Here is a 25,751-nt window from a genome sequence, read left to right on the forward strand (position 1 = left end):
CTCCTCCGCTCACGCTCCACCCCTGAACGGACCACAGCATGATGACCAGCACCACCACGCTGGCGATCGGCACCGGCGCCGGCTCCCTCGCGCTGGGTGCCCTCTCCTTTCTCTTCACGGGTGCCCTGGGCGCGTACACCCTCCTGCACCACAAGCAGGTCTTCGCGTGGATGCGGAGGATCCGCGGCGAGGACGAGGCCGGCGCCGAGTTCGACCGGCCCGCCGAATGGCTCGACGACCTCTACAAGGCCCAGTGCCGCCTCGCGCAGAAGCCCTGCCGTGCCGACGACTTCGAGGACATCGCCCAGATCAGCAACATGATCAAGGGCATCGCCGACCACATGGAGACCGTCCGACCCGAACTGACCAAGGTCGTCGAGCGCGTCGACGAGTACGTCGACACCGCCCTGCCCGAGCCCGGCCCGGCCGCGAAGGTCACCCTCCTCGACCACCGCACCCAACTCGTCCGGGCCATGCGGCAGGAGGCCGCCCGCCACGAACTCGCCCGCGCCGTCATCACTGCCCAACAGAAGATCACCACGCAACGGCACACCTGACCGGACGCCCGTTCATGTCCACCTCGTGCCCGAACCTGTTTACTTTCCCGAAATCCGGGCGTAGCCTCCCACCGAAACCACAAGTTCGGGCACTGGACGGAGGCGAACGGACATGTACGCACCGGAGCGGCAGCAGGAGATCCTCCGGCTGGCCCGTGACGGCGGCCGGGTGGACGTCGTGTCGCTGGCCGAGGAGTTCCAGGTCACGGCGGAGACGATCCGCCGGGACCTGAAGGCTCTGGACCGCGCGGGCCTGCTCCGGCGGGTGCACGGCGGGGCCATACCGGCCGGACGGCTCGACTTCGAGCCGGACCTCACCGAGCGCGAGTCGACGGCGGCCGATGAGAAGGACCGCATCGCCAAGGCGGCCCTCGCCGAACTGCCCACCCAGGGCACGGTGATCCTCGACGCCGGTACGACGGTGGCCCGCCTCGCGGGCATCGTCCCACTGGACGCCGAGCTGACCGTCGTCACCCACTCCCTGCCCATCGCGGCCCGCCTCGCGGACCACCCGGGCATGCAGCTCCACCTCGTCGGGGGACGCGTGCGGCACCGTACGCGCGCCGCCGTCGACGCGTGGGCGCTGCGGGCGTACGGCGAGATCCGCGCCGACGTCGTGTTCGTGGCCGCCAACGGCTTCTCCGCCGAGCACGGGCTGACCACGCCCGACCTCGCCGAGGCCGCCGTGAAGCGCGCGGCGATGGCCGCCGCCCGCCGCGTGGTGCTGCTCGCCGACTCCGCCAAGCACGGCCAGGAGCACTTCGCCCGCTTCGGCGCCCTGGGCGACGTGGACCTCCTGATCACCGACAGCGGGCTGAGCCCGGAAGACGCCACCGCCATGGAGCGCGGCGGCATGGAAGTGCTGTGTGTCTAGAAGTGCCCAGAAGCGCTGAGAAGTGCCCAGAAGTGTCCAGAAACGAGTGCGCATGATCCTCACGGTCACCCCGAACCCGTCCCTGGACCGCACCTACGAGATCCCCTCGCTCGACCGCGGTGAGGTCATACGGGCCACCGGCGAGCGCATGGACCCGGGCGGCAAGGGCGTCAACGTCTCCCGCGCGGTCGCCGCCGCCGGACGCCGTACCGTCGCGGTGCTGCCGCTGGGCGGTGCGCCGGGCGCACTGGTCGCCAGCCTGCTCGACGCGCAGGGCATCGAGGTCGCGCCGGTCCCGGTCGCCGGGGCCACCCGCTCGAACATCGCGCTGGCCGAGGCGGACGGCGTCCTCACGAAGATCAACGCCCCCGGCCCCGAACTGACCGCCGCCGAACAGGAGTTGCTTCTGGAGACGGTTCGCCGGCAGTCCCGCGACGCCGACTGGATCGCCTGCTGCGGCAGCCTCCCGCGCGGCCTCGCGCCGTCCTGGTACGCCGAGTTGGTCGCCCGCGCCCACGCCGCCGGCGTCCGTATCGCCCTGGACACCTCCGGCCCCGCGCTCATCGCGGCCCTGCGCGAACGCCCCGACGTCGTCAAGCCCAACGCCGAGGAACTCGCGGAGGCCGTCTCCCGCCCCCTCACCACCGTCGGCGACGCGGTCAAGGCGGCCGAAGAACTGCGCGAAATGGGCGCGGGCGCCGTCCTCGCCAGCCTCGGCGCCGACGGGCAGCTGCTCGTGGACGGCTCCGGTGCCTGGTACGGCAGCGCGCGCGTCGACGTCGTACGCAGCAATGTCGGCGCGGGGGACTCCTCGCTGGCCGGCTTCCTGATCGCCGGCGGCAGCGGCCCGGAGGCCCTGGCCTCGGCCGTCGCCCACGGTGCGGCGGCCGTCCAGCTTCCCGGCAGCGTCATGCCCACCCCGGCCGACCTCGACCCGGGCGCGGTGACGGTCACGGCCGACGTCCCGGTGGACCTCGTACTGACGGAGCCGGCGGCATGAACGTTTCCACGGCCTCCAAGGCGCCCCTCGAACCGGCCCTGGAGCGGCGGCACTCCCCGTTGACCGCCGCGACCGGAGGGTGGCGGGGCACCCCGAGCCGCCCCGCCACCCGGGGGAGGCGGGGTTTCCCCGGCCCCGCCTCCCCCGTCACCGCCGCACTATCCCGCTTCACCCCCGTCCCCACCCCCGCCCACGGCAGTACCCGGGCGATACGCGTGCGAAGGAGCCCGCGATGAGCGAGATGATCACCGCGGACCTGGTCGACCTCGACCTGTCCGCCGATACCAAAGAGGCGGCGGCACGTGCCCTCGCCGAGCGCATGGTCGCCCAGGGCCGGGTCACCGACCTCGACGGCTTCCTCGCCGACGTCGCCGCCCGCGAGGCGCAGATGCCGACCGGCCTCGACGGCGGCATCGGCATCCCGCACTGCCGCAGCGCGTACGTCACCGAGCCGACGCTCGCCTTCGGGCGCAGCGCCGCCGGCGTCGACTTCGGCGCCCCGGACGGACCCGCCGACCTGATCTTCCTGATCGCCGCGCCCGCCGGGGCCGACGACGCCCATCTGACGATCCTCTCCGCGCTGGCCCGGCAGCTGATGAACGCCGAGTTCACGTCCGCGCTGCGGTCGGTGGACGACGCGGAGCGCGCGGCGGCGCTGATCCGCGGGGACGAACCCGAGGCCGAACCCGAGGCCGAACCCGAGGCCGAGCCCGCGGCTGAGTCCGCGGGCACCACAGACTCCGTGGCGGCGTCGGCGGCGGCCTCCGCCGACGCCGCCACGGACAGCACGGCACCGGCGTCCGACGACGACCGCCCGTTCCGCATCGTCGCCGTCACCTCCTGCCCGACCGGCATCGCGCACACCTACATGGCGGCCGAGTCCCTGGAGAACGCCGGCCGTGCGGCGGGCGTCGAACTCGTCGTCGAGACACAGGGCTCGGCCGGTTTCACCCGGCTCGACCCGGCGGTGATCGCGGCGGCGGACGGTGTGATCTTCGCCCACGACGTGCCCGTACGGGACAAGGACCGCTTCGCCGGCAAGCCGACCGTCGACGTCGGTGTGAAGGCGGGCATCAACCGCCCCGCCGAACTGATCACCGAGGTCCGCGGCAAGGCGGACCGGGGTGAGGTGACGGCCGGTTCGGGTGCCCGGACCCCCGTCGAGCGCGGCGGTGACGCGGGCGAGGGCTACGGCTCCATGCTCCGCAAGTGGCTGATGTCCGGCGTCAGTTACATGGTCCCGTTCGTCGCGGCCGGCGGTCTGCTGATCGCCCTCGGCTTCGCGATCGGCGGGTACACGGTCAACAAGGCACCGTCGGTCATGGACCACTTCGTGTGGACCCAGGGCGACAGCTGGGCCGCGCTGCTCTTCCAGATCGGCGTGGTGTCCTTCGGCTTCCTGGTCCCGGTCCTGGCCGGCTACATCGCCTACGGCATGGCGGACCGGCCCGGTCTCGTCCCCGGCTTCGTCGGCGGCATGATCGCCTCCACCATCAACGCCGGCTTCCTGGGCGGTCTCGCCGCCGGTCTGATCGCCGGTGGGGTGGTGCTCGGGATCCAGAGGGTGAGGATCCCGACCGCGTTGCGCGGGATCATGCCGGTGGTGGTGATCCCGCTGATCTCCTCGGCGATCGTCGGGTTCCTGATGTTCGTCGTGATCGGCAAACCGATCGCCTCCGCGCAGAAGGGCATGACCGACTGGCTCAACGGCCTCAGCGGCTCGAACGCCGTCCTGCTGGGCGCCCTGCTCGGCCTGATGATGTGCTTCGACCTGGGCGGCCCGGTCAACAAGGTCGCGTACACCTTCGCCACGGCGGGCATCGCGGTGTCGAACCCGAGCGACTCCGCGATGAAGATCATGGCCGCGGTGATGGCGGCCGGTATGGTCCCGCCGCTGGCGATGGCCCTGGCCACGACCGTGCGCGGCAAGCTCTTCACCGAGACCGAGCGCGAGAACGGCAAGGCCGCCTGGGTCCTGGGCGCCTCCTTCATCTCCGAGGGCGCGATCCCGTTCGCTGCGGCCGACCCGCTGCGGGTCATCCCGTCCTCGATGGTGGGCGGCGCGATCACCGGCGCCCTGTCGATGGCCTTCGGCGCGACCCTGCGCGCCCCGCACGGCGGCATCTTCGTGGTCCCGCTGATCGGCAACCCGTTCCTCTACCTGATCGCCATCGCGGTCGGCGTGGGCGTCACCACGACCCTGGTCGTCGTCCTGAAGGGGATGCGCAAGCCGGCCGCCGGCGGCACGGTATCGGGAGCGCCGGAAGGCATATCGGCCCCGGCGGCGGAAACGAAGCAGCCGGTCGCCGCCTAGCCGCTTTTGGGCCACCGTGAGGTGTTCACGGCAACTGCGAGATACGTCACGGTCCGGGACCACGGTCCCGGACCGTGGTGTCTACTGGAACGCATGCCTGAGCACGTCTCGATCCTCCAGCTGACCGGTGTGGCCGTCCTCGCCCTGGCGACCGTCGCCTGGGTGTTCGGCCTGACGCGCGTCCTGCGCCGCTCCCTCGTCGAGCCCACCGCGTGGCACGCGGCCCACCCGCTGTACGGCCTCCCGAACCAGCGCGACACCGCTCCCCACCTGGAGTCCGTCGAACTGACCCCGGCGGAGCGCGACGCCTTCGCGGGTCTGGTACGACAGCTCAGCGACGGGCGTTGAGGCCTTCTCCGCTCAGGTGACCCGCGGTTCAGGAGACCCGCGGTCCAGTTCAGGAAACCTGCGCCGCCCGCCGCTCCATCGCGTCCCGGGCCGCGTCCTCACTGACGTACACCTCGCACATGTGCCGCCCGTCGGGCGTGGCCGTGTGCTCGACCTCCCACAGGGAGATCTCCGCGCCGTCGCGCAGCAGGAACGCGTGCTCGTAGAGCGAGAAGCACAGCGCCGCGCGGCCCGCTCGGTACGGGCGGCCGAAGGCCTGGGTGATCTGGTGCGCGAACGCCGTCGCCAGCAGCGCCGCCGTCTCCGCGTCCGGCCGGTCCACGTTCTCCGCCCGGCGCAGTAAGCGGCGCGCGTGGTCCGCGGAGTGGTCCGCCAGATACGAGTGCCGTGGCTCCGGGATCGGCGACAGCTGCACCAGCACCGGGAGTTCGAAGTCCGGGGTGTCCGGCGGCAGCGGCAGGCGCGCGGTCGCGGCCCGCACCTCCTCCTCGTCGACGTACACCTCGTGCTGCGTGTCCCGGCCCAGCACGGTGTTGTGGACCAGCTCCCACAGGGTGAGCGCCGAGCCGTCGGGCAGCAGCCAGGTGTGCCGGTACGTCTCCCGGTGCAGGCCGGCGCTGTGGTGCGCGGAGTGCAGCGAACTGTCGTGCGCCAGCGCGCAGTCGAGACGCCGTATCGTCTCGTCCGGCAGCTCGAAGGAGTTCAGGGCACGGCCGAGGAGCCGCGCGAGGTGCTCCTCCGGAGACTCGGGCGACTCGGGTTGTTCGTACGCTGCCGTGTCGTACGGAACGCTCAAGGCTTCTCCCGGCGTTGCTGCATGTCACCTTGTGGGTGCATACCGTAGCCCCTCGGTCGGACATCATTCCTGTGAACCGAGAAAACGTCTGCCCGGAAAACGCGCGGGCCGCGCGAGATGTTCCCGCGCGGCCCGAAGATCCGTCAAAACCCGCCGGTCAGGCGGCACTTCCAGCGGTCCAGTCGCTCCACGCCAGGTTCCAGCCGTTGAGCCCGTTGTCCGGGGCGACCGTCTTGTCGGGGGAGTTCTTCACGATCACGACGTCACCGATGAGCGAGTTGTCGTAGAACCACTTGGCGTTCGTCGCGCCCTGCGCGCCCTGGACGTCCGCGAGGCCGACGCAGCCGTGGCTGGTGCCGGTCCGACCGAAGGGCGGGTTGGACTGGTTGTACCAGTAGTTGCCGTGGATGAACGTCCCCGACGTGGTCAGACGCATCGCGTGCGGCACGTCCGGGATGTCGTACTCGCCGCCCAGACCGACCGTCTGGCTGTTCATCCGGGTCTGCGTGAACTTCTCGGAGATCACCATCTGCCCGTTGTACGTGGTGTGTTCGGGGCTGCCCGAGGAGATCGGCAGCGACTTGAGGGTCTGTCCGTCCCGCACGACCGTCATGGTCTGCGTGTTGACGTCGACGGTGGACACCTGCGAGCGCCCGATGGTGAACGTCACGGTCTTCTTCTGCACGCCGTAGACGCCGTTCGCGCCCTCCACGCCGTCCAGGTCGATCTTCATCGTGACCTTGGAACCGGCCTTCCAGTAGTCCTGCGGCCGGAAGTCGAGCCGCTGCGCCCCGAACCAGTGCCCCACGACCTGCTGCCCGCTGCTGGACGTCACCGTGATGTGCGACTGCACGGCCTTCTTGTCGCCGATCACCTTGTCGAAGGTGAAGGACACCGGCATCCCCACGCCGACCGTCGTCCCATTGTCCGGCGTGTACGTCCCGATGAAACTGTTGCTCGAAGTCACCGTCGTGAAGATGGAGTTGGCGGCGGCGGTCTTGCCGCTGGAGTCCTTCGCGGTAGCCGATATCTGGTACTTGGTCCCGCGCTCCAACCGCTCCTTCGGCGTCCAGCTCGCGCCGTTCGCGGATATCGCGCCGTCCACGGCCTGCCCCGAGCCCGCGACCGTCATCTTCACGTCGGTCAGCCTGCCGCCGCTGACCCGCACGCCGGTGGAGTTGATGGACGCGTTCGTCGAGCCGTCCTTGGCCGAGATGACGATCTTCGCGACGGACGTCTTGACCGACGTCCTGCCGCCGCCCTTGCTGTCCGTGTTGGCGTCCGCGCTGGCGTTGCCGCCGCACGCGCTGAGGGTGAGGGTGCCGACCACCAGGGCGGCGATGGCCCCCAGTACGCGCCGCGCTGCTATGTCCGGCGTTGTCACGGGCTGCTCCAGGTTCGTGTGGTGTGCGGATTGCGGTGTGCGGTGCGGTGATGCGTGATCCGCTGCGATGTGTGGACAAAGAGCGCCCCAACCCCCGCACGGGTTCCCGCCGTTCCCCACGAACGCCATCCGGTGACAGAACCGCGACAAACACCGGGACGAGACTCTGGAAACCCCGGGTGCCTGCCGTCCCGGGGCGAACGCGGAGTGCCCGTCGCCGCAGGGGTGCCTACCGCCTCCCGTACAACTCCTCGTACGACGGCCACGATCCGCCCGGCCCGTCCACCGGCTCGGCGGCACGCACCGCGCGCACGATCGCCCGGGTCACGACCTCCGCGCCGGCCGCGAGAACGTCGTTGAGGGCGAGGGGGTTCTCGGCGTCGAGCGGGCGGGCTCCGGTGGCGAGCGCGAACACCGTGTCCCCGTCGTGCAGCAGATGCACCGGCCGTACGGCGCGCGCGATGCCGTCGTGCGCCGTGCCGGCCAGCTTCTGCGCCTGTGCCTTGGTGAGTTCGGCGTCGGTGGCGACCACGGCGAGGGTGGTGTTCAGCGGGGGCAACGCGTTCTTCGCGCCGGCCTCGGCCAGGCGCAGCCGCGCGGCCTCGTGGACGTGCTGCTCGGGATACGCCACGCGCCCCTGGAACAACTCCCCGTACAGGGCGCCCGTTTCGGGATCCGCCGCCGACCCCGCCGCGTTGGCCACCACCAGCGCGGCCACCGTGATCCCCGACTCCAGCACGGTGCTCGCGGTACCGATCCCGCCCTTCAACGCCCCGACCACGGCCCCCGTACCGGCGCCCACACTCCCCTCGCGCACCCGCACCCCGGGCCCGCTGATCGCGGCGACCTCGACCGCGGCCCGCCCGGTGCCCGCGTCCGGCCTGGCCTTGAAGTCGCCGCCCCGCCCCAGGTCGAAGACACAGGCCGCGGGCACCACCGGCACGACATGCATCGGATCCGCGCCGACCCGCACCCCGCGCCCCTGTTCCTCCAGCCAGGCCATCACCCCGGACGCGGCGTCGAGCCCGTACGCGCTGCCACCGGTCAGCACGATCGCGTCGACCCGCTGCACGAGATTGCGCGGATCGAGCGCGTCGGTCTCCTTGGTACCGGGCCCGCCCCCGCGCACATCCACACCGGCCACCGCCCCGCCCTCCGGCGCGAGCACGACGGTGGTACCGGTGAGCCACCCGCCCCCCGAGCGCGTCGCATGCCCCACCCGCACCCCGGCCACATCCGTCAACGCGTCAACTGTCATGGGGCTCAGTCTTGCCGAACGCGCGGGGGATCCGGGGGTGGTCCTGGCGGTGCGCGCGGGTGAGTTGGGGGTGGGGAGCTGGGCTTGGGCTGTTGTTTCGGTGGTGGTCGGCCGGGCTTTGGTGGGTGTTCGGGTGGCGGCAGGTCCGGTGCGTCCGAGGGGTGTTCGACGGGCAGCGGGGCCAGCAGGCTCGACGGGTGTTCGGGCGGCAACGGGTCCGGCGGGTTTTCGGGTGGCGGCGGCCTCGGCGGTTCCGGGAACGGTCAGCTCACCGGTGCCGTCTCCTCCGCCCGGCTCTCCCCGGCGGCCATGCGTGCCGTCAGTGTCACCCCGACCGCGACCGTCAGCGCCGACACCAGGCCCGCCCCGAGCACCGCCCAGGACCCCAGGAACGTGCAGCAGATCACCAGCAACGCCGCGACCGGAAGCACCAGTTGCTGGGTGATGCCCACCTTGTAGTGGCGGGCGTGCAGCGCCCACACACTGAGCAGGTACAGCGCCGTCGGCAGCGTCACCGCGGCGGAGGCGGCCAGGGTGGAGATGTGGGCCTTGCCGACGGCCTGCGTGACCGCGACCTCCAGACCGGCGCCGATCGTCGCCGCCGAGGCGAAGATCAGGTAGTGGCCGTAACCCCACAGGAACGCCTGCTGGTTGGAACGAAGGTGGCCGTGGATCGGCACCACGAAGTAGATCCACCAGGCCGCGAACACGATCAGCAACCCACCCGCCGCGATGGGCAGCAACTCGCCCAGCGCGTCGTGCTCGTCCACCCCCGACTTCACGGCGACCGTCGCCGCGGCGATCGTCTCGCCCAGCACGATGATCGTGAACAGCCCGTAGCGTTCCGAGATGTGGTGCGGATGCCACGGCGTAGGGAAGTCTTTCTCCGCGTAGCGAGGCACGGACAGCTCGGCGATCACCATCACGAGGAACACCCAGCCCCGGGCCGGTTCCGGCAGGACCACCAGACCCGTCCAGCCGACCGTGCAGAGCAGCACGCCGCCCGCGTACCGCAATGCCATCGTCCGCTCCGGCCCGCCGGCAGCCCGTGCCGCCCGCAGCCACTGTGTGGCCATCGCCAGCCGCATGATCACGTAGCCGAGCCAGACAACCAGGTAGTCGTGGTGTTCGAAGGCCCGCGAGATCCCGGCCGCGAGGACCAGGACGCCGGCGATCTGCACCAGAGTGACGACCCGGTAGAGCACGTCGTCGTTGTCGTACGCCGAGGCGAACCAGGAGAAGTTCATCCAGGCCCACCAGATCGCGAAGAACTGCATCGCGTAGCTCAGGATGCCCTCGCCCGCATGACCCTCCGCGACGGCGTGCGCCAGCTGGACGCCCGCCTGCGCGATGGCCACGACGAAACACAGGTCGAAGAAGAGCTCCAGCGGCGAGGCGACCCGGTGCGGCTCGTCCCGGCCGCGGGCGGTGAGCGGACGCAGGGGTCTGGGAATCTCGGACGTCATGCGCACAAGCACAGCAGATTGCGTGCCGGATTTCAGAGGCGGCCGGCTCGGCCGGGACCGGCGGGTTGGTCCGCGGCCGCGTCAGGCGCCCCTTCGGCCGTACCCTGGACCTATGAGTACCGCCCCCGCCCCCGAGCCGCGCGATCCGATCGAGCCGAAGCCCGTGCTGGTCTTCGACGACCCGTTGAGCCGGCCCTCCTCGGACGACACGGATCGCGGGTGGGGCGAGCGGGCCGAGGGCGACAGCGCTGCCGACCTCAAGCGCTTCCTGGACGAGAAGCCGCCCCACCACATCTGAGCCCCCGGCCGACACGGATGGGCCTTCGCCCGCCACAGACGGGCCGTCGGCCCCGCCTGCCCCGTCGGCCACGCCCGTCCCCTCGGCTACGGCTCCCGGTGCCCCTCGCCCCGCTGCGCGACCAGCGCGTCGCGGATCTCCTTGAGCACCTCCAGCTCGGTGATCTCGATGACCTCGTGCGTGCCCTCCTTGGCCTTGCGCTGGGCCTCCGCCCGGGCCAGGTACTTCGACATCGGCAGCACCATCAGGAAGTAGACCACCGCCGCGGTGATCACGAAGCTGAGGGCGGATCCGAGGACGGAGCCCCACATCAGCTGGATGCCCTTGTCGCCGGAGCAGGTGCTGCTCAGGCAGGAGCTGTAGGTGTCCAGGTTCTGTGTGCCGATCGCCCCGACGAGCGGGTTGATGATCCCCTTCACCACCGAGTTGACGATGTTCGTGAAGGCGGCGCCGATGACGACCGCGACTGCCAGATCGACGACGTTCCCGCGTGTCAGAAAGGCCTTGAAGCCCTGCCAGACGCCCGGTTCCTTCTTTTTCTCGCTCAACTCGGAGCCTCTTCTCGCACGCGCACGGTGTGGAACGAACAGCTCCGCAACCTACGTCAGCGCCCGGCCATCCTGTCCAATTCAGTAACTCGAACGAGGGACTTGACACGAATTCGCACAGGCGACGGAAGGCGCGGCTCACGATACGGAGAGCACGACTCAGCACATCGTCACCGCCAGCCGTGCCGTAGTACTCGCTCCGGCCAGCCGCGCCGCCGTGGCGCGCGGCACCGAGAGCACCACCAACGCCCCACCGCCGTCCGCATCTTCGAGCGGCTCGGGCACCTTCGTCACCCGCGCCCCGCGCGCGACCACATGGGCGTCACCGCCCGCCGCCGACTCCTCGGCTGCGATCACATCGACCCGGTCACCGGACCGCAGCAGCCGGACCGTGCCGGCGTCGGCGATCCGCACCGGCGCAGACACCCACTCCACCGCCCGGCGGTGCCGTACCTGATCGGCCACCGGGTGCCCGCGGGGCCGCTCGCTGGGGTGTGCCTCCGCCGCTTCACGCGGGCCCGCCGCCACGAGGGCTGCCGCGGTCACCGCGAGCCCGGCGGCCACGGCCCGCCTCCGGTGCCGTAGCAGCCGGCGCAGTTGATACCACCCGCCGCGCACCCGCACGGGCGCGAAGTGCGGCACCTCGCACGTGGCCGGAGCGTCGGAGCCCAGCGGACGCGGAAAGGGATCGGTGCCAGACGGGCCCGGAATGGAATCGGTGCCCGACGGGCGTGGGAAGGACGGAGGGGAGAGGGACATGTGGACCACCACCTGCGACGAGGGATCGGTTTGCGGTCCCACGATGCGGCAATCGGCCGAGGCCCGCCGGAGCCCGTGTGCTACCCGCCGGTTGTGGACAACTCCCTCATCCGAACGGGAAGTTCCGCAGCCCGCAAGCCCTCGCCATCCCCTCCGACACAGCGGTTACGGCAGCTCAAACCCCGGATCCATCCCGCCGAGCGCGTTCACGCACAGGCAGTCCCGCGCCCCGCTCTCCGGCAGCGCGGCCACCGCGTCGAACAGCACGCCCCGCAGCCGGTCCACGTTGGCCGCGAACACCCGCAGCACCTCGTCGTGGGAGACGCCCTCGCCGGTCTCGGCGCCCGCGTCGAGGTCGGTGACCAGGGTCAACGAGGAGTAGCAGAGCTCCAGTTCACGGGCGAGCGCCGCCTCGGGGTGGCCGGTCATGCCGACCACCGACCAGCCCTGCGCCCGGTGCCACAGCGATTCGGCGCGGGTCGAGAAGCGCGGCCCCTCGATCACCACCAGCGTGCCGCCGTCCACCGCCTCCCAATCCCGCCCGCGCGCCGCCTTCAGCGCGGCGGCCCGGCCGGTCGGGCAGTAGGGGTCGGCCAGGGACACGTGCACCACGTTCGGCACCGTGCCGTCGGGCAGCGGGAGTCCGTCGAAGTACGTGCCCGCGCGGGACTTCGTGCGGTCCACCAGCTGGTCCGGCACCAGCAGCGTGCCCGGCCCGTACTCGGGGCGCAGCCCGCCCACCGCGCACGGACCGAGGACCTGGCGGACCCCGACGGAGCGCAACGCCCAGAGGTTCGCCCGGTAGTTGATGCGGTGCGGCGGCAGATGGTGGCCGCGCCCGTGCCGGGGCAGGAAGGCGACCCGCCGGCCGGCGATCTCGCCGAGGAAGAGGGAGTCGCTGGGCGGCCCGTAGGGGGTGTCCACCTGGATCTCGGTCACGTCGTCGAGGAACGAGTAGAAGCCGGAGCCACCGATTACGCCGATCTCTGCGTTCGCCATGACCCGCACCCTAGCCGCCGCCGAAAAGCCGAAGGAACGGATGGGGGAACGTACGCGGGATGCGGCTCCGGAAACGCCGAGGACCCTGTCGTCGTACGACGACAGGGTCCCGCGGGAAAGAGTCCTACGCGGCGGAGCTGTTGCTGGACGAGGAGCCCGAGCTCGACGACTTCGACTTGGAGTCCGAGGACGAGGACGAGGTCGACGGGGTGGTCGGCTTCGAGTCCGAGGACGTCGACGGCTTCGCGGTGGCCGGCGAGCTGCTCGACGAGGAGCCGCGGCTGTCGTTCCGGTAGAAGCCGGAGCCCTTGAAGACAATGCCGACCGCGGAGAACACCTTCTTCAGGCGGCCACCGCAATTGGGGCACTCGGTCAGCGCGTCGTCGGTGAACTTCTGGACCGCTTCAAGGCCCTCGCCGCACTCGGTGCACTGGTACTGGTAGGTCGGCACTGTGTCTTCCTCCTGGCACTCTCACTCAATGAGTGCTAACGAGCGTCCATACTGACGTATTCCCGGGGATCAGTCCACTGCCACTGGCACGCGGTGACCGACGCCACGTGCGACGGTGCGGCTGCGGGGCCGGGTCGCGAGGCGCGACCGCAGGGCCACCAGGGTCCCCAGGGCGAGCACCGTACCGGCCATCGGCACCAGGAAACCGGCGCCGCCCCACAGGCGGTCCTCCAGCTGTCCGGCGACCGTGACGGCGGCGGCCTGGCCGAGTGCGACCGCGCCGGTCAGCCAGGTGAAGGCCTCGGTGCGGGCGCCGGCCGGGACGAGCCCCTCGACCAGGGTGTAGCCGGTGATCAGGGCGGGCGCGATACACATGCCGACCAGAAGGCCGAGGGCGGCCAGGAGCAGCACCGAGTGGGCGGTCCACAGGGCGGACGCGGTCAGCGCGAGGGCCGAGTAGCCGACGAGGAGGCGGCGTTGCGGGGCGACCTTCCAGGCGACGGCACCGCAGACGAGGCCGGAGAGCATGTTGCCGGCGGCGAAGGTGCCGTACAGGACGCCGTTCAGGCCCGGTTCGCCGATCGACTCGCTGAAAGCGGCCAGGGAGACCTGCATGCCGCCGAAGACGGAACCGATGCCCAGGAAGGTCACGATCAGGACGCGCACCCCGGGGATGCTCAATGCGGAAACGCGCTCCACGCGTGCGTGCCCGACGAGGGCCACCGTGGGCTGGGTGCTCTTCTGGGCGGCGAACAGCAGACCGCCGACGAGAGTGAGCGCCGCCTCCGTGACCAGGCCCGCTGCCGGGTTCACGGCGGTGCACAGGGCGGTCGCCAGGAGCGGGCCGAAGACGAAGGTCAGCTCGTCTGTGACGGACTCGAAGGCCGCCGCGGTGCTCAGCAGCGGGGAGTCCTGGAGCTTCACGCCCCAGCGGGCGCGCACCATGGGCCCGATCTGCGGCACCGAGGCGCCGGTCGGCACGGCCGCCACGAACAGCGCCCACAGGGGCGCGTGTCCGAGCGCGAGCGCCGTGAACGTCAGGCCCGACAGGGAGTGCACCAGGACGCCGGGGAGGAGCACGGTCCGCTGCCCGTAGCGGTCGGCCAGGCGCCCGCTGTAGGGCGCGAACAGGGCCATGGAGACGCCCGTGACGGCCGCGGCGGCGCCCGCCGCGCCGTAGGAGCCGGTGGTGTGCTGCACGAGCAGCACGATGGAGATGGTGAGCATGGCGAACGGCTGGCGTGCCGCGAAGCCGGGGAGCAGGAACGTCCAGGCGCCGCGCGTGCGCAGCAGCTGCCCGTATCCAGGACGCGATCCCGGGCGGGAGGTGACCGTGGATGCCACGGCCCGTGCCTTTCTGCCACCTGGTAGCGCGCCCCGTGCGGGGGAGCCGAGCACTGTCCTCTTGCGCGGAACTGCGGTGGATACCGGTGCCCACTGCGGAGAGGGTTCGGCCGCCATACGGTCGCGCCAGCACTGCGTCAGGCAGAGTTGGTCCGATCAGAATGTGCCTTCATCGTACAGGGGATCAGGCCTGGTGAGCCTGTGAAAAGGGGCACCATGCGCGCGTTCACCTGCGATTGGTGAACGTGTGAACCGGACGAAACATGCCCTTAACGACCGGAGCCGACGCCGTCCGTGCCCAGCCACCCCGCCAGCTTGCCGCCGTGGCCCACCGCCCGCAGCCGCTGCTCGGCCGCGTCCCGGACGGGATCCGTCGCCACGACCAGGAGTTCGTCGCCGCGCCGCAGGACCGTCGTGGGCATCGGTACAAACGACTTTCCGTCGCGTACGACGAGGGTCACCGCGGCCCCGGCCGGCAGCCTCAGCTCGTTGACCTCGACGCCGTGCATCTTCGACTCCCCGGGGATCGCAACGGACAGCAGATGCCCGCGCAGCCGCTCCAGGGGCGCCGATTCGATGCCGAGGTCGGCGGCCTCCGGCCCCTCGCCGAGCTTCAGCTTGCGCGCCAGCCAGGGCAGTGTCGGCCCCTGGACGAGGGTGTAGACGACGACCAGGACGAAGACGATGTTGAAGATGCGGCGGCTGCCGGCGACGCCGTTCACCATGGGGATGGTCGCCAGGATGATGGGCACGGCGCCGCGCAGTCCGGCCCAGGACATGAGGGTCTGCTCCTGCCACGGCACCCGGAACGGCGTGAGGCTGAGCACCACACTGAGCGGCCGGGCCACCATCGTCAGCACCAGGCCGATGATCAGCGCGGGCCATACGTCGTCCCCCAGTTCGTGCGGGGTGACCAGCAGACCGAGCAGGACGAACATGCCGATCTGGGCGATCCAGCCGAGCCCGTCGGCGAAGCCGCGCGTCGCGGGCCAGTGGGGCAGCTTGGCGTTGCCGAGCATCATCGCGGCGAGATAGACCGCGAGGAAGCCGCTGCCGTGCATCAGGGCGCCCGCCGCGTACGCGGTGACGGCTATCGCCAGGACGGCGATGGGGTAGAGGCCGGAGGCAGGCAGCGCCACGTGCCGCAGCCCCCAGGAGCCGAGCCAGCCCACCGCGAGGCCGATGGCCGCGCCGATGGCCAGCTCCAGGGCTATCTCGCCCACCAGCGCGTACCAGTGCTCCACGGGGCCGGCCGTGGAGAAGGCGACGACCAGGATGACCACCGGGGCGTCGTTGAAGCCGGACTCGGCCTCCAACGTGCCCGTCACGCGCGCGGGGAGGGGTATTCGGCGCAGCACGGAGAAGACCGCCGCCGCGTCCGTCGAGGACACCACCGCTCCGACGATGAACGCCTGCCGCCACTCCAGGCCGACCAGATAGTGCGCGCCCGCGGCCGTGACGCCGACGCTCACCGCCACCCCCACCAGTGCCAGCGTCGCGGCGGACGACAGGACCGGCTTGACCTCCTTCCACTTCGTGCCGAGGCCGCCCTCGGCCAGGATCACGACCAGGGCCGCGTACCCGATGACCTGGGTCAGCTCGGCGTTGTTGAAGTGGATGTCGCCGACGCCGTCCTGGCCCATGGCGACGCCGATCCCCAGGTACACGAGCAGGCTGGGGAGCCCGCTGCGCGAGGAGATCCGGACCGCCGCGACGGCGACGAGCAGGACGAGCGAGCAGACGAGCAGCAGCTGGTCGAGGTGGTGGACAGTCAGTGGCCTTCCCTTCCTCGGCCGCCGCGCGTCTCGGGCGGCGGCACATGTACAGGGGACGCGAGGCTGCGGCGCCATACGTCCAAGTACTTCGTTACCTTACCTAACTCTTGACGCTTTCTTGACACTTCGCGAGGCAAGATCGAACGCCCGTCCGCGCCGGTACCCGACTCCGCGTCAAGTCGCTCGGGGCCCTGCGCCTATGGTTGCTCCAACGCTCAGTCAAAAGCACAGCCCGCCCTGCCGCTCGCGTTAGGACAGCAAGGACAGCGATGCCCCCCAACACCACCGCCTCATCGGGTCATAAGCCCGGCAAGTCCGGCAGGAAAAAGGGGCGCAAAGCCCGTCTATTCGTTCTCGTCCTGGTCATGGCCATCATCGGGGGCGTCGCCTACGGCGCGTACTGGTCCGTCAGCACGGTCCGCGCCTCGCTTCCGCAGACCACGGGCTCCATCACGCTCAAGGGCCTCTCCGGACCCGTCGACGTCAAGCGCGACAGCTACGGCATCCCTCAGATCTACGCGTCCTCCGACGCGGACCTGTTCATGGCGCAGGGCTACGTCCAGGCGCAGGACCGGTTCTACGAGATGGACGTGCGCCGGCACATGACCGCCGGGCGGCTGTCCGAGATGTTCGGCCAGAGCTCGGTCAAGGACGACGAGTTCCTGCGCACCCTGGGCTGGGACCGGGTCGCGCAGAAGGAGTACGACACCACGCTGTCGGCCTCCACGAAAAAGTACCTCCAGGCCTACGCCAAGGGAGTCAACGCCTACCTCCAGGGCAAGGACGGGAAAGACATCTCCCTGGAGTACGCGGCTCTCGGTTTCGAGAACGACTACAAGCCCGAGGAGTGGACCCCGGTCGACTCGGTCGCGTGGCTCAAGGCGATGGCCTGGGACCTGCGGGGCAACATGAAGGACGAGATCGACCGCGCCCTGATGACCACCCGCCTCGGCCCCCAGCAGATCGCGGACCTGTACCCGGACTACCCGTACAGCCGCAACCAGCCGATCGTCACCGAGGGCGAGTACGACCAGTACACCAAGACGTTCAACGGCGGCGACGGCTCCTCGGGCTCGTCCACGAGCGGTACGACGGGCTCGTCGTCGTCCTCGTCGGGTTCGGCCCTCACGAGCCAGCTCGCGGGCCTCTCGGACGCCCTGGACGACCTCCCGACGGCCGTCGGCGTGAACGGCCAGGGCATCGGCTCCAACTCCTGGGTCGTCGCCGGGAAGTACACCATCACCGGCAAGCCCCTCCTGGCCAACGATCCCCACCTGGAGGCCTCGCTGCCGTCCGTCTGGTACCAGATGGGCCTGCACTGCCGCACGGTCTCCAGCACCTGCCAGTACGACGTCAGCGGCTACACCTTCGCGGGCATGCCCGGCGTCGTCATCGGCCACAACCAGGACATCGCCTGGGGCATGACCAACTCCGGGGTCGACGTCAGCGACCTCTACCTGGAGAAGCTCTCCGGAGACGGCTACGAGTACGACGGAAAGACGAAACCCTTCACGACCCGCGAGGAGACCATCAAGGTCGCCGGCGGCGCGTCGAAGAAGATCGTCGTCCGGCAGACCAGCGACGGAATGCCCCTGCTGTCCGACCGCAGCGACGAACTCGTAAAGGTCGGCAAGAAGGCCAGCGTCGACACCGCGGCACCCGACCGGGGCGACGGCTACGGCATCGCCCTGCGCTGGACCGCCGAGGACGCGGGCACCACCATGGACGCCGTCTTCGCCATGGACAAGGCGTCCGACTGGAGCGAGTTCCGCGCGGCCTCCGCGAAGTTCGACGTGCCCTCGCAGAACCTCGTCTACGCCGACACCAAGAACAACATCGGCTACACCCTGCCCGGCAGGATCCCCACGCGCGGGAAGGGCGACGGCTCGTTGCCGGTGCCCGGCTGGGACTCCAAGTACGCCTGGACCGGCTACATTCCGCAGGCCGCCCTGCCGTACGAGTACAACCCGAAGCGCGGCTACATCGTCACCGCCAACCAGGCGGTGATCGACAAGGACAAGTACCCGTACACGCTCACCACGGACTGGGGCTACGGCACCCGCAGCCAGCGCATCACCGATCTGATCCAGTCGAAGATCGACGGCGGCGGCAAGATCTCCACCGACGACATGCGGCAGATGCAGCTCGACGACAGCAGTGAGATCGCCAAGCTGCTCGTGCCCAAGCTGCTGAAGATCGACGAGCCCGACCCGGACGTGCGCGAGGCGCAGAAACTCCTTGAGGGCTGGGACTACACCCAGGACGCCGACTCGGCCGCCGCCGCCTACTTCAACTCGGTGTGGCGCAACATCCTCAAGCTCGCCTTCGGCAACAAGCTGCCCAAGGAGCTGCGGGTCGAGGGCCAGTGCCTGTTCGTCTCGCCGGTCGACACCACCGGTCCCGCCGACCAGGACAACCAGAAGGTGCGCGAGTGCGGCGAGCGTGATGCCGACGAGGCCCAACCGGACGGCGGCGACCGCTGGTTCGAGGTCGTTCGCAAGCTCATGGACGACCCGAAGAGCGACTGGTGGAAGACCCCCTCCTCGGGCACCCGCCCGGCGGCGAACAACATGAACCAGCTGTTCAAGCGCGCCATGATCGACGCCCGCTGGGAGCTGACCGCCAAGCTCGGCAAGGACATCGACACCTGGAGCTGGGGCAGGCTGCACCGCCTGTTCCTGAAGAACCAGACCCTGGGTACCGAGGGCCCCGCCATCGTCCAGTACATCCTCAACCGCGGCCCCTGGAAGCTCAGCGGCGGCGAGGCCACGGTCAACGCGACCGGCTGGAACGCGGCCGGCGGCTACGGAGTCGTCTGGGTGCCGTCGATGCGGATGGTCGTCAACCTCGACGACTTCGACAAGTCCAAGTGGATCAACCTCACCGGAGCCTCCGGACACGCCTTCAGCGCGCACTACACCGACCAGACCGGCAAGTGGGTCAACGGTGAGCTGCTGCCCTGGTCGTACTCGTCCAAGGCGGTCGACGGCAGCACGAACGACACCCTGGTGCTCAAACCGTGAATCGTTGAACGACCTAAGTGGCCCTCCACGCGTGCGTGGAGGGCCACTTCAGTTCCCCGGGAAGCGCCGCACACCCGACGGCGTGACCGCCGCCCGCACCGGCCGGTCGTGCGCCTCCGCGGGAACGCGCCCGACGACCTCGGAGTCGTACAGCAGCACCACCAGCGCGGGATGCGCGCCTGCCCGCTCCAGCCGCGCCAGCACGCGGTCGTAGGAGCCTCCGCCGCGCCCCAGGCGCATCCCGCGCCCGTCGACCGCCAGACCGGGCAGCAGGACGACGTCGGCGGCGGTCACGGCGTCCGGGCCGAGCCGCTTGCCGGAGGGCTCGAACAGGGCCATTTTCCCGCCGTGTTGGACCCGCGCCAGCGAGCCCTCGCCGTCGTAGGCGCCCCAGTCCAGGTCGTTGTCCGGGAGGAGGGCGGGGAGCAGGACGTCGACACCGCGCGCGTGCAGGGCGTCCAGGAGCGTGAGCGTTCCGGGTTCGCTCCCGACGGAGACATAGGCCGCGACGGTGTGCGCGTGCGCCAACTCGGGTAGTTCCAGGGCACGATCGGCCAGCGCGACGGCGGCCTCCCGCACGTCATCGGCCGTCAACCTGTTCCTCACCGTGAGGAACTCTCGTCGCAACATTCGCTTGTCAGGCTCGGGTTCAGGTCCTAGGTGACGCACAGGTGCCACTCGTATCCTTCCTAATGCGCTCATATGAGAGCGTTTTAACCGGAGCCACAGATTCAGCACAAAGGCACCGGATAAGGTTCGGGCATGACTCAGTCGCACCCCAGGATCAGCAAGGCTGTCATCCCCGCAGCCGGTCTCGGCACCAGGTTCCTGCCGGCCACGAAGGCAACTCCCAAGGAGATGCTGCCGGTCGTGGACAAGCCCGCGATCCAGTACGTGGTCGAAGAGGCCGCGTCGGCTGGGCTCGACGACGTCCTCATGATCACCGGACGCAACAAGCGCCCTCTTGAGGACCACTTCGACCGCAACTACGAACTCGAATCAGCCCTCCAGAAGAAGGGCGACGCGAGCCGGCTCGCCAAGGTCCAGGAGTCCAGCGACCTCGCGACCATGCACTACGTCCGCCAGGGCGACCCCAAGGGCCTCGGCCACGCCGTCCTGTGCGCCGCCCCGCACGTCGGCCACGAGCCCTTCGCCGTCCTCCTCGGCGACGACCTCATCGACCCCCGGGACCCCCTCCTCGCGCGCATGGTCGAGGTCCAGGAGCAGCACGGCGGCAGCGTCGTCGCACTCATGGAGGTCACGCCCGAGCAGATCCACCTCTACGGCTCCGCGGCCGTCGAGGTCACCCCGGACGACGACGTCGTCAAGGTCACCGGCCTGGTCGAGAAGCCGGACGCCGCCGACGCCCCGTCGAACTACGCGATCATCGGCCGCTACGTCCTCGACCCCCACATCTTCGACATACTGCGCAAGACCGAGCCCGGCCGCGGCGGCGAGATCCAGCTCACCGACGCCCTCCAGCAACTCGCCACCGACGAGAAGATCGGCGGCCCCGTGCACGGCGTCGTCTTCAAGGGCCGCCGCTATGACACCGGCGACCGGGGCGACTACCTGCGTGCCATTGTCAGACTCGCGTGCGAACGTGAAGACCTGGGCCCGGACTTCCGCGCCTGGCTTCGCAGTTACGTAGCCGAGGAGATGCAGCAACATTGAGCACCGCCGCGACCCGCACCGCAGGACCGGAACACCTCTGGTCGGTGGACGAGCACCTGGAGGACATCCTCGCGACCGTCCGCCCCCTGGAACCCATCGAGCTGCAACTGCTCGACGCCCAGGGCTGCGTCCTGGTCGAGGACATCACGGTGCCGGTCTCGCTCCCGCCCTTCGACAACAGCTCGATGGACGGGTACGCGGTGCGGGTCACGGACGTCGCGGGCGCCAGTGAGGAGTTCCCGGCCGTCCTGACGGTGATCGGCGACGTCGCGGCCGGCCAGGCCGGCCGGCTCCACGTGGGCCCCGGCCAGACCGCCCGCATCATGACCGGCGCCCCGCTCCCGCCCGGCGCCGAGGCCGTCGTCCCCGTGGAGTGGACCGACGGAGGCCTCGGCGGCGGCCCCGTCACCGGCATGCGGGCCCGCAGCCAGGCCCCCGAGGCGGCCACCGGGCACGTGCACGTGTACCGCTCGGCCGAGGCACGCGCGCACGTACGCGCGACGGGCAGCGACGTGAAGGCGGGCGACCGCGCCCTCGACGCCGGCACGATCCTCGGCCCGCCGCAGATCGCCCTGCTCGCCGCGATCGGCCGCGGCACGGTCCGCGTCCGCCCCCGCCCGCGCGTGGTCGTCATGTCCACCGGCAGCGAACTCGTCCAGCCCGACGAGCAGTTGGGCCACGGCCAGATCTACGACTCCAACAGCTTCGCCCTCACCGCCGCCGCCCGCGACGCCGGCGCCATCGCCTACCGGGTCGGCGCCGTCGCCGACGACGCCGAGACCCTCCGCTCCGCCATCGAGGACCAGCTCGTCCGCGCCGACCTCATGGTCACCACCGGCGGCGTGAGCGTCGGGGCGTACGACGTCGTCAAGGAAGCCCTGTCCTCCGTAGGCGACGAGGACGAGGAGGGCGCCGGGATCGACTTCCGCAAGCTCGCCATGCAGCCCGGCAAACCCCAGGGCTTCGGCTCCATCGGCCCCGACCACATCCCGCTGCTCGCCCTCCCCGGCAACCCGGTGTCGTCGTACGTCTCCTTCGAGCTGTTCGTCCGCCCCGCGATCCGCGCCCTGATGGGCCTGGAGGACGTCCACCGCCCGACGGTCCGCGCCACCCTCACCACGGACAGGGCGCTGACCTCGCCCAAGGGTCGCAGGCAGTTCCTGCGCGGGACGTACGCCGACGGCGAGGTCACCCCCGTCGGCGGCGCCGGATCGCACCTGGTCGCGGCCCTCGCGCTCGCCGACGCGCTGATCGTGGTCCCCGAGGACGTCGAGTCCGTCGAGCCCGGCACCGAGGTCCAGGTGGTCCTGCTCCGCTGAGTGCTCCCGGTTGGAGGTACCGTGTCGCGCACAACACGCCCGGACCGGGAGCGCCACACAGCATGACTGAGCCTTTCCGGGGGGACACCCCCGGACCCCCTGCGCACGACCGACTCACCCACATCGACGACGCGGGCGCCGCCCGCATGGTCGACGTGTCCGGGAAGGACGTGACCGCGCGCACCGCCACCGCCAGTGGACGCGTCCTCGTCTCGCCCCGCGTGGTCGAACTGCTGCGCGGCGAGGGGGTCCCCAAGGGCGACGCCCTGGCCACCGCGCGCATCGCGGGGATCATGGGCGCCAAACGCACCCCGGACCTGATCCCGCTCTGCCACCCGTTGTCGGTGTCGGGTGTGAAACTGGACCTGTCGGTCGCGGACGACGCCGTACGGATCCGGGCCACCGTGAAGACGACGGACCGCACGGGCGTCGAGATGGAGGCCCTCACCGCGGTCTCCGTCGCCGCGCTCACCGTGATCGACATGGTCAAGGCGGTCGACAAGGGAGCGGTCATCACGGACGTGCGCGTGGAGGAGAAGACGGGCGGCAAGTCGGGCGACTGGAGCCGGACATGACGCCCGACGATGCGACGGGTGGTGCGCCGCCCGCGCGGTACCGCGCCCTGGTGGTCACCGCCTCCAACCGGGCCTCCACCGGGGTCTACGAGGACAGGGGCGGCCCCCTGATCGCCGCCGGCCTCAAGGGCTTCGGCTTCGCGGTCGAGGGCCCTCAGGTGGTCCCTGACGGCCGCCCGGTCGAGGCCGCCCTGCGCGCCGCCGTAGACGCCGGTTACGACGCCGTCGTCACCACCGGCGGCACCGGCGTCTCGCCCACCGACCGCACCCCCGAGGCGACCCGCGCGGTGATCGACTACGAGGTGCCGGGCATCGCCGAGGCCATCCGGGCGTTCGGCCGGGAGAAGGTGCCCACCGCGGCGCTCTCCCGGGGCCTGGCCGGAGTCGCCGCGCGCACACTGATCGTCAACCTGCCGGGTTCCACCGGCGGGGTGAAGGACGGCCTCGCCGTCCTGGAGCCCCTGCTGGCGCACGCCGTCGACCAGATCCGAGGCGGCGATCATCCGAGACCCGCCGACACCAGTGGGGGTGCGAGCTGAACAGCCCATCCTGGCCCGCCGTGCTGGCCGACGGCGACATCGTCCTGAGGCCGATAAAACTCCGCGACCAGCGGGCCTGGCGCGAGGTCAACCGGCGCAACCGGGACTGGCTGCGCCCCTGGGAGGCGACGATTCCGCCGCCCACGCCCAGCGGGCCGATCGTGCACCGGCCGACCTACCGGCAGATGGTCCGGCACCTGCGCTCCGAGGCGAACTCGGGCCGGATGCTGCCGTTCGTCATCGAATACCAGGGGCGTGTGGTCGGGCAGTTGACGGTCGCCGGCATCACCTGGGGGTCGATGTGCTCGGGCCACATCGGTTACTGGGTGGACGAGTCGGTGGCCGGGCGCGGAGTGATGCCGACGTCCGTGGCACTCGTCGTCGACCACTGTTTCCGGGCCGTGGGACTGCACCGCATCGAGGTCTGCATTCGCCCGGAGAACGGCCCCAGCCGCCGGGTCGTCGAGAAACTCGGATTCCGCGAGGAGGGGCTCAGGCCCCGTTATCTCCACATCGACGGCGCCTGGCGCGACCACCTCGTCTTCGCGCTCACCGCGGAAGAGGTACCCGAGGGGCTGCTGGCCCGGTGGCAGCGGGCACGCGCGCGGAGTACCCCGCACGACAATCCCGCGTAGCCCGGAGGCGGGGAAGTCCGGACGCCCGGAGGCGGGGAAGCCCGGACGTCGGGAAATGGAATATGTGTTCGAAAGTGATCGACTGATGACCGTCTTCGGGCAATGAATTCGCCAACTCGGCAGCCTGTTGATCGCATCGGTCACAAAAAAAGCTCGAAATATCAGCCAGATCGTGCGACACACCGGCCCAATTAGCAGATGGCCTCACGCAAACCCCTCTACCGTGTGAGGCGTGAGCAGCAGCGGCCTCATCTACGCAGTCATTGTCGGGGCCTGGGCCGCCTACTTGGTGCCGATGTGGCTCCGTAGGCAGGACGAGCTGAACGAGGCCCGTCCGACGGAACGCTTCAGCACCGCCATCCGGCTGCTGTCCGGACGGGCGGGAATGGAGCGCCGGTACGCCAAGGACCTGCGGGCGCGCTCCGCCGAGGAGGGGGAGCCCAGCGCCGTGCCGGACGTCGTCACCGACTCGGTGGACGTCCGGGCCTTCGCCATGCCCCCGGCCCGTCCCCAGGTGCACGCCCCGGTTCGCCAGCAGAGCCCGGACCGGCCGGAGACGGCACGCGAACCGGAGCGGGAAGGGGCCCGCGAGTCGGCGCGCGAACCCGCGCGTGAGCCGGTTCGCGAACCGGCGCGCGACCAGGCCCGTGACCAGGCGACCAAACCGGCACCCCACCAGGCCCCCGCCCAGGCGGCCAAGTCCGGCCCCGCCCCCGCACGTTCGCGCAAGCGCGTCCCGATCGCGCGCCGCACCCCCGCCGAGGAGGCCGCCGCGGCGCGCGCCCGGCGCGTGAAGGTGCTCGCGCGCCGCAGACGTACCACCGTCATGCTCTTCCTCGCCTTCACGCTCGGCGCGATCGTCGCGGCGGTCGGCGGACTCACCCTCCTGTGGGCGCCCGGCGTACCGGCGGTACTGCTCAGCGGGTACATCGCCCACCTGCGCTCCCAGGAACGCCGCCGCTTCGCCTACCAGATGGACCGGCGTCAGGCCGAGGCCGCCGCGCAGCGACTGCGGGAACGCCAGCCGCGCCGGCGCGCCTCCGTGGACGCCGGGATCGACGACACGGAGGAAGGCCCGGAACCGGCGACGGACCCCGGGATGTCGGCGCTCGCCGCCGACCGCCGTGCCCTCGTCGAGCAGACCGACCACGCCGAGTGGGTCGACCAGCAGCGCGAGCGGCAGCGCCGGCCGGGCCAGGGCGACAGCTGGGACCCGGTACCGGTACCGCTGCCGACGTACGTCACCGCGCCCGTCGCACCGCGCGCCACGTCCGACGTGGACCTCGGGGCACCCGACGCGTGGAGTTCCGCCCGCTCCAGTTCCGTAGCACCGGAGCACGAGGCGCAGCCCGCCGCGCGGGACGCCCACGACGCCCGGGACGAGGACGCGGAGGACCCGTCGGACGACAAACCGACGGCGGACGGCCGCACCGACGCCCGCCGTGCCGCCTCCGCCCGACGCGCCCGCGAGCGCGGCCGGACCCCGCTGTTCGACCAGTACGAGGACGGCGAGCGGCCCCGCGCGGCCAACGAGTGACCAGGCAGGGAACGGATTTCCAAGCACCCAGAGGGGGATGCTAGAGTTTCACTCGTTGCAAGGGCCTGTGGCGCAGTCTGGTAGCGCACCTCGTTCGCATCGAGGGGGTCTGGGGTTCAAATCCCCACAGGTCCACACAGCAACGAGATCCCGTCCGATCTTCAGATCGGGCGGGATCTTTGTGTTCGACGGCGTCTCAGGTATGGCTGCCCCTACCCTCCCCCACCCCCTGCACCCATGTCCCCGTAACCACCCCGCCGCCTACGGTGATCCGCATG

The 25,751-nt window shown here is 70.8% G+C and carries 24 protein-coding genes and 1 tRNA gene; 14 read left to right on the top strand and 11 right to left on the bottom strand.

Features of this window, described 5'->3' with window-relative positions; all coding sequences use genetic code 11:
* Positions 1-38 precede the first annotated feature (38 nt).
* The 5 genes from ACIQBL_RS00450 to ACIQBL_RS00470 all read left to right on the top strand — a co-directional run bounded on the left by ACIQBL_RS00450 (position 39) and on the right by ACIQBL_RS00470 (position 5,093).
* The gene (locus tag ACIQBL_RS00450) at positions 39-557 is read left to right on the top strand and encodes a hypothetical protein (RefSeq protein ID WP_401935249.1); all 519 of its coding nucleotides are present in this window, start codon (positions 39-41) and stop codon (positions 555-557) included.
* Between the two features lie 112 nt (positions 558-669).
* Positions 670-1,431, top strand: a complete 762-nt coding sequence (locus tag ACIQBL_RS00455; protein WP_401935251.1) for a DeoR/GlpR family DNA-binding transcription regulator — start codon at positions 670-672, stop codon at positions 1,429-1,431.
* A 52-nt stretch (positions 1,432-1,483) separates the two neighbouring features.
* Positions 1,484-2,431, top strand: coding sequence for a 1-phosphofructokinase (gene pfkB / locus ACIQBL_RS00460; RefSeq protein ID WP_401935253.1), 948 nt, complete (start codon positions 1,484-1,486; stop codon positions 2,429-2,431).
* 232 nt (positions 2,432-2,663) lie between these two features.
* The gene (locus tag ACIQBL_RS00465; protein ID WP_401935255.1) at positions 2,664-4,745 is read left to right on the top strand and encodes a fructose-specific PTS transporter subunit EIIC; all 2,082 of its coding nucleotides are present in this window, start codon (positions 2,664-2,666) and stop codon (positions 4,743-4,745) included.
* Positions 4,746-4,838: 93 nt separating this feature from the next.
* Positions 4,839-5,093 carry a hypothetical protein gene (locus tag ACIQBL_RS00470; protein WP_401935256.1) on the top strand — a complete coding sequence of 85 codons (255 nt, stop codon included), beginning with the start codon at positions 4,839-4,841 and terminating at the stop codon, positions 5,091-5,093.
* A gap of 49 nt (positions 5,094-5,142) precedes the next feature.
* Here the strand turns inward: ACIQBL_RS00470 and ACIQBL_RS00475 are convergent, their stop codons facing one another.
* The 4 genes from ACIQBL_RS00475 to ACIQBL_RS00490 all read right to left on the bottom strand — a co-directional run bounded on the left by ACIQBL_RS00475 (position 5,143) and on the right by ACIQBL_RS00490 (position 9,997).
* Entirely contained in the window at positions 5,143-5,889 is a 747-nt protein-coding gene (locus ACIQBL_RS00475; protein ID WP_401935258.1) for a DUF6227 family protein, read from the bottom strand.
* 157 nt (positions 5,890-6,046) lie between these two features.
* Positions 6,047-7,273 carry an Ig-like domain-containing protein gene (locus ACIQBL_RS00480; protein ID WP_401935260.1) on the bottom strand — a complete coding sequence of 409 codons (1,227 nt, stop codon included), beginning with the start codon at positions 7,271-7,273 and terminating at the stop codon, positions 6,047-6,049.
* 229 nt (positions 7,274-7,502) lie between these two features.
* On the bottom strand, positions 7,503-8,531 hold the full coding sequence (locus ACIQBL_RS00485) for a P1 family peptidase (RefSeq protein ID WP_401935262.1): 1,029 nt from the start codon (positions 8,529-8,531) through the stop codon (positions 7,503-7,505).
* A 263-nt stretch (positions 8,532-8,794) separates the two neighbouring features.
* Positions 8,795-9,997 carry a low temperature requirement protein A gene (locus ACIQBL_RS00490; protein WP_401935264.1) on the bottom strand — a complete coding sequence of 401 codons (1,203 nt, stop codon included), beginning with the start codon at positions 9,995-9,997 and terminating at the stop codon, positions 8,795-8,797.
* 112 nt (positions 9,998-10,109) lie between these two features.
* On the opposite strand from ACIQBL_RS00490, the gene ACIQBL_RS00495 reads away from it, so the two are divergent.
* Positions 10,110-10,295 carry a hypothetical protein gene (locus tag ACIQBL_RS00495; RefSeq protein ID WP_401935266.1) on the top strand — a complete coding sequence of 62 codons (186 nt, stop codon included), beginning with the start codon at positions 10,110-10,112 and terminating at the stop codon, positions 10,293-10,295.
* Between the two features lie 86 nt (positions 10,296-10,381).
* Here ACIQBL_RS00495 and mscL read toward each other — a convergent pair whose 3' ends face one another.
* The 6 genes from mscL to ACIQBL_RS00525 all read right to left on the bottom strand — a co-directional run bounded on the left by mscL (position 10,382) and on the right by ACIQBL_RS00525 (position 16,246).
* Entirely contained in the window at positions 10,382-10,843 is a 462-nt protein-coding gene (gene mscL, locus ACIQBL_RS00500) for a large conductance mechanosensitive channel protein MscL (RefSeq protein ID WP_401935268.1), read from the bottom strand.
* Between the two features lie 159 nt (positions 10,844-11,002).
* Complete coding sequence (locus ACIQBL_RS00505; RefSeq protein ID WP_401935270.1) at positions 11,003-11,602, bottom strand: hypothetical protein; 600 nt, start codon at positions 11,600-11,602, stop codon at positions 11,003-11,005.
* A 165-nt stretch (positions 11,603-11,767) separates the two neighbouring features.
* On the bottom strand, positions 11,768-12,601 hold the full coding sequence (locus ACIQBL_RS00510; RefSeq protein ID WP_401935272.1) for an S-methyl-5'-thioadenosine phosphorylase: 834 nt from the start codon (positions 12,599-12,601) through the stop codon (positions 11,768-11,770).
* A 124-nt stretch (positions 12,602-12,725) separates the two neighbouring features.
* Positions 12,726-13,052, bottom strand: a complete 327-nt coding sequence (locus ACIQBL_RS00515) for an FmdB family zinc ribbon protein (RefSeq protein WP_401935274.1) — start codon at positions 13,050-13,052, stop codon at positions 12,726-12,728.
* 69 nt (positions 13,053-13,121) lie between these two features.
* Positions 13,122-14,396, bottom strand: a complete 1,275-nt coding sequence (locus ACIQBL_RS00520) for an MFS transporter (RefSeq protein WP_401935276.1) — start codon at positions 14,394-14,396, stop codon at positions 13,122-13,124.
* A gap of 269 nt (positions 14,397-14,665) precedes the next feature.
* On the bottom strand, positions 14,666-16,246 hold the full coding sequence (locus ACIQBL_RS00525; protein WP_401935278.1) for a potassium/proton antiporter: 1,581 nt from the start codon (positions 16,244-16,246) through the stop codon (positions 14,666-14,668).
* 194 nt (positions 16,247-16,440) lie between these two features.
* On the opposite strand from ACIQBL_RS00525, the gene ACIQBL_RS00530 reads away from it, so the two are divergent.
* Positions 16,441-19,194 (top strand): penicillin acylase family protein, encoded by a 2,754-nt coding sequence (locus tag ACIQBL_RS00530; RefSeq protein ID WP_401935280.1) that lies wholly within the window; start codon positions 16,441-16,443, stop codon positions 19,192-19,194.
* A gap of 48 nt (positions 19,195-19,242) precedes the next feature.
* Here ACIQBL_RS00530 and ACIQBL_RS00535 read toward each other — a convergent pair whose 3' ends face one another.
* The gene (locus ACIQBL_RS00535) at positions 19,243-19,824 is read right to left on the bottom strand and encodes a 5-formyltetrahydrofolate cyclo-ligase (RefSeq protein ID WP_401935282.1); all 582 of its coding nucleotides are present in this window, start codon (positions 19,822-19,824) and stop codon (positions 19,243-19,245) included.
* A 132-nt stretch (positions 19,825-19,956) separates the two neighbouring features.
* Between ACIQBL_RS00535 and galU the strand changes: the two genes are divergently transcribed.
* The 7 genes from galU to ACIQBL_RS00570 all read left to right on the top strand — a co-directional run bounded on the left by galU (position 19,957) and on the right by ACIQBL_RS00570 (position 25,608).
* Positions 19,957-20,868, top strand: a complete 912-nt coding sequence (galU, locus tag ACIQBL_RS00540; protein ID WP_401935284.1) for a UTP--glucose-1-phosphate uridylyltransferase GalU — start codon at positions 19,957-19,959, stop codon at positions 20,866-20,868.
* Complete coding sequence (gene glp, locus ACIQBL_RS00545) at positions 20,865-22,187, top strand: gephyrin-like molybdotransferase Glp (RefSeq protein WP_401935285.1); 1,323 nt, start codon at positions 20,865-20,867, stop codon at positions 22,185-22,187. Before galU ends, glp begins: the two co-directional genes overlap by 4 nt.
* A 62-nt stretch (positions 22,188-22,249) precedes the next feature.
* Positions 22,250-22,762: a cyclic pyranopterin monophosphate synthase MoaC gene (moaC, locus tag ACIQBL_RS00550; protein WP_401935287.1), complete on the top strand. Its 513-nt coding sequence runs from the start codon at positions 22,250-22,252 to the stop codon at positions 22,760-22,762.
* The gene (locus ACIQBL_RS00555) at positions 22,759-23,301 is read left to right on the top strand and encodes a molybdenum cofactor biosynthesis protein B (protein WP_401935289.1); all 543 of its coding nucleotides are present in this window, start codon (positions 22,759-22,761) and stop codon (positions 23,299-23,301) included. Before moaC ends, ACIQBL_RS00555 begins: the two co-directional genes overlap by 4 nt.
* A 20-nt stretch (positions 23,302-23,321) precedes the next feature.
* A complete protein-coding gene (locus ACIQBL_RS00560) occupies positions 23,322-23,936 on the top strand; it encodes a GNAT family N-acetyltransferase (RefSeq protein ID WP_401935291.1) in 615 nt (204 codons plus the stop codon).
* Positions 23,937-24,168: 232 nt separating this feature from the next.
* Entirely contained in the window at positions 24,169-25,473 is a 1,305-nt protein-coding gene (glpR, locus tag ACIQBL_RS00565; protein ID WP_401935293.1) for a gephyrin-like molybdotransferase receptor GlpR, read from the top strand.
* Positions 25,474-25,534: 61 nt separating this feature from the next.
* Positions 25,535-25,608, top strand: a tRNA-Ala gene (locus tag ACIQBL_RS00570).
* Positions 25,609-25,751 lie beyond the last annotated feature (143 nt).

It is taken from the genome of Streptomyces sp. NPDC088350 (assembly GCF_044753545.1).
Taxonomy (GTDB): domain Bacteria; phylum Actinomycetota; class Actinomycetes; order Streptomycetales; family Streptomycetaceae; genus Streptomyces.

Excerpts from the sequence above, each read along its gene's own strand:
- ACIQBL_RS00450 (WP_401935249.1), top strand. The coding sequence starts at position 39 with ATGATGACCAGCACCACCACGCTGGCGATCGGCACCGGCGCCGGCTCC.
- ACIQBL_RS00455 (WP_401935251.1), top strand. The coding sequence starts at position 670 with ATGTACGCACCGGAGCGGCAGCAGGAGATCCTCCGGCTGGCCCGTGAC.
- pfkB (WP_401935253.1), top strand. The coding sequence starts at position 1,484 with ATGATCCTCACGGTCACCCCGAACCCGTCCCTGGACCGCACCTACGAG.
- ACIQBL_RS00465 (WP_401935255.1), top strand. The coding sequence starts at position 2,664 with ATGAGCGAGATGATCACCGCGGACCTGGTCGACCTCGACCTGTCCGCC.
- ACIQBL_RS00470 (WP_401935256.1), top strand. The coding sequence starts at position 4,839 with ATGCCTGAGCACGTCTCGATCCTCCAGCTGACCGGTGTGGCCGTCCTC.
- ACIQBL_RS00485 (WP_401935262.1), bottom strand. The coding sequence starts at position 8,531 with ATGACAGTTGACGCGTTGACGGATGTGGCCGGGGTGCGGGTGGGGCAT.
- ACIQBL_RS00490 (WP_401935264.1), bottom strand. The coding sequence starts at position 9,997 with ATGACGTCCGAGATTCCCAGACCCCTGCGTCCGCTCACCGCCCGCGGC.
- ACIQBL_RS00495 (WP_401935266.1), top strand. The coding sequence starts at position 10,110 with ATGAGTACCGCCCCCGCCCCCGAGCCGCGCGATCCGATCGAGCCGAAG.
- ACIQBL_RS00505 (WP_401935270.1), bottom strand. The coding sequence starts at position 11,602 with ATGTCCCTCTCCCCTCCGTCCTTCCCACGCCCGTCGGGCACCGATTCC.
- ACIQBL_RS00510 (WP_401935272.1), bottom strand. The coding sequence starts at position 12,601 with ATGGCGAACGCAGAGATCGGCGTAATCGGTGGCTCCGGCTTCTACTCG.
- ACIQBL_RS00525 (WP_401935278.1), bottom strand. The coding sequence starts at position 16,246 with ATGGCGCCGCAGCCTCGCGTCCCCTGTACATGTGCCGCCGCCCGAGAC.
- ACIQBL_RS00530 (WP_401935280.1), top strand. The coding sequence starts at position 16,441 with ATGCCCCCCAACACCACCGCCTCATCGGGTCATAAGCCCGGCAAGTCC.
- ACIQBL_RS00535 (WP_401935282.1), bottom strand. The coding sequence starts at position 19,824 with ATGTTGCGACGAGAGTTCCTCACGGTGAGGAACAGGTTGACGGCCGAT.
- galU (WP_401935284.1), top strand. The coding sequence starts at position 19,957 with ATGACTCAGTCGCACCCCAGGATCAGCAAGGCTGTCATCCCCGCAGCC.
- moaC (WP_401935287.1), top strand. The coding sequence starts at position 22,250 with ATGACTGAGCCTTTCCGGGGGGACACCCCCGGACCCCCTGCGCACGAC.
- ACIQBL_RS00555 (WP_401935289.1), top strand. The coding sequence starts at position 22,759 with ATGACGCCCGACGATGCGACGGGTGGTGCGCCGCCCGCGCGGTACCGC.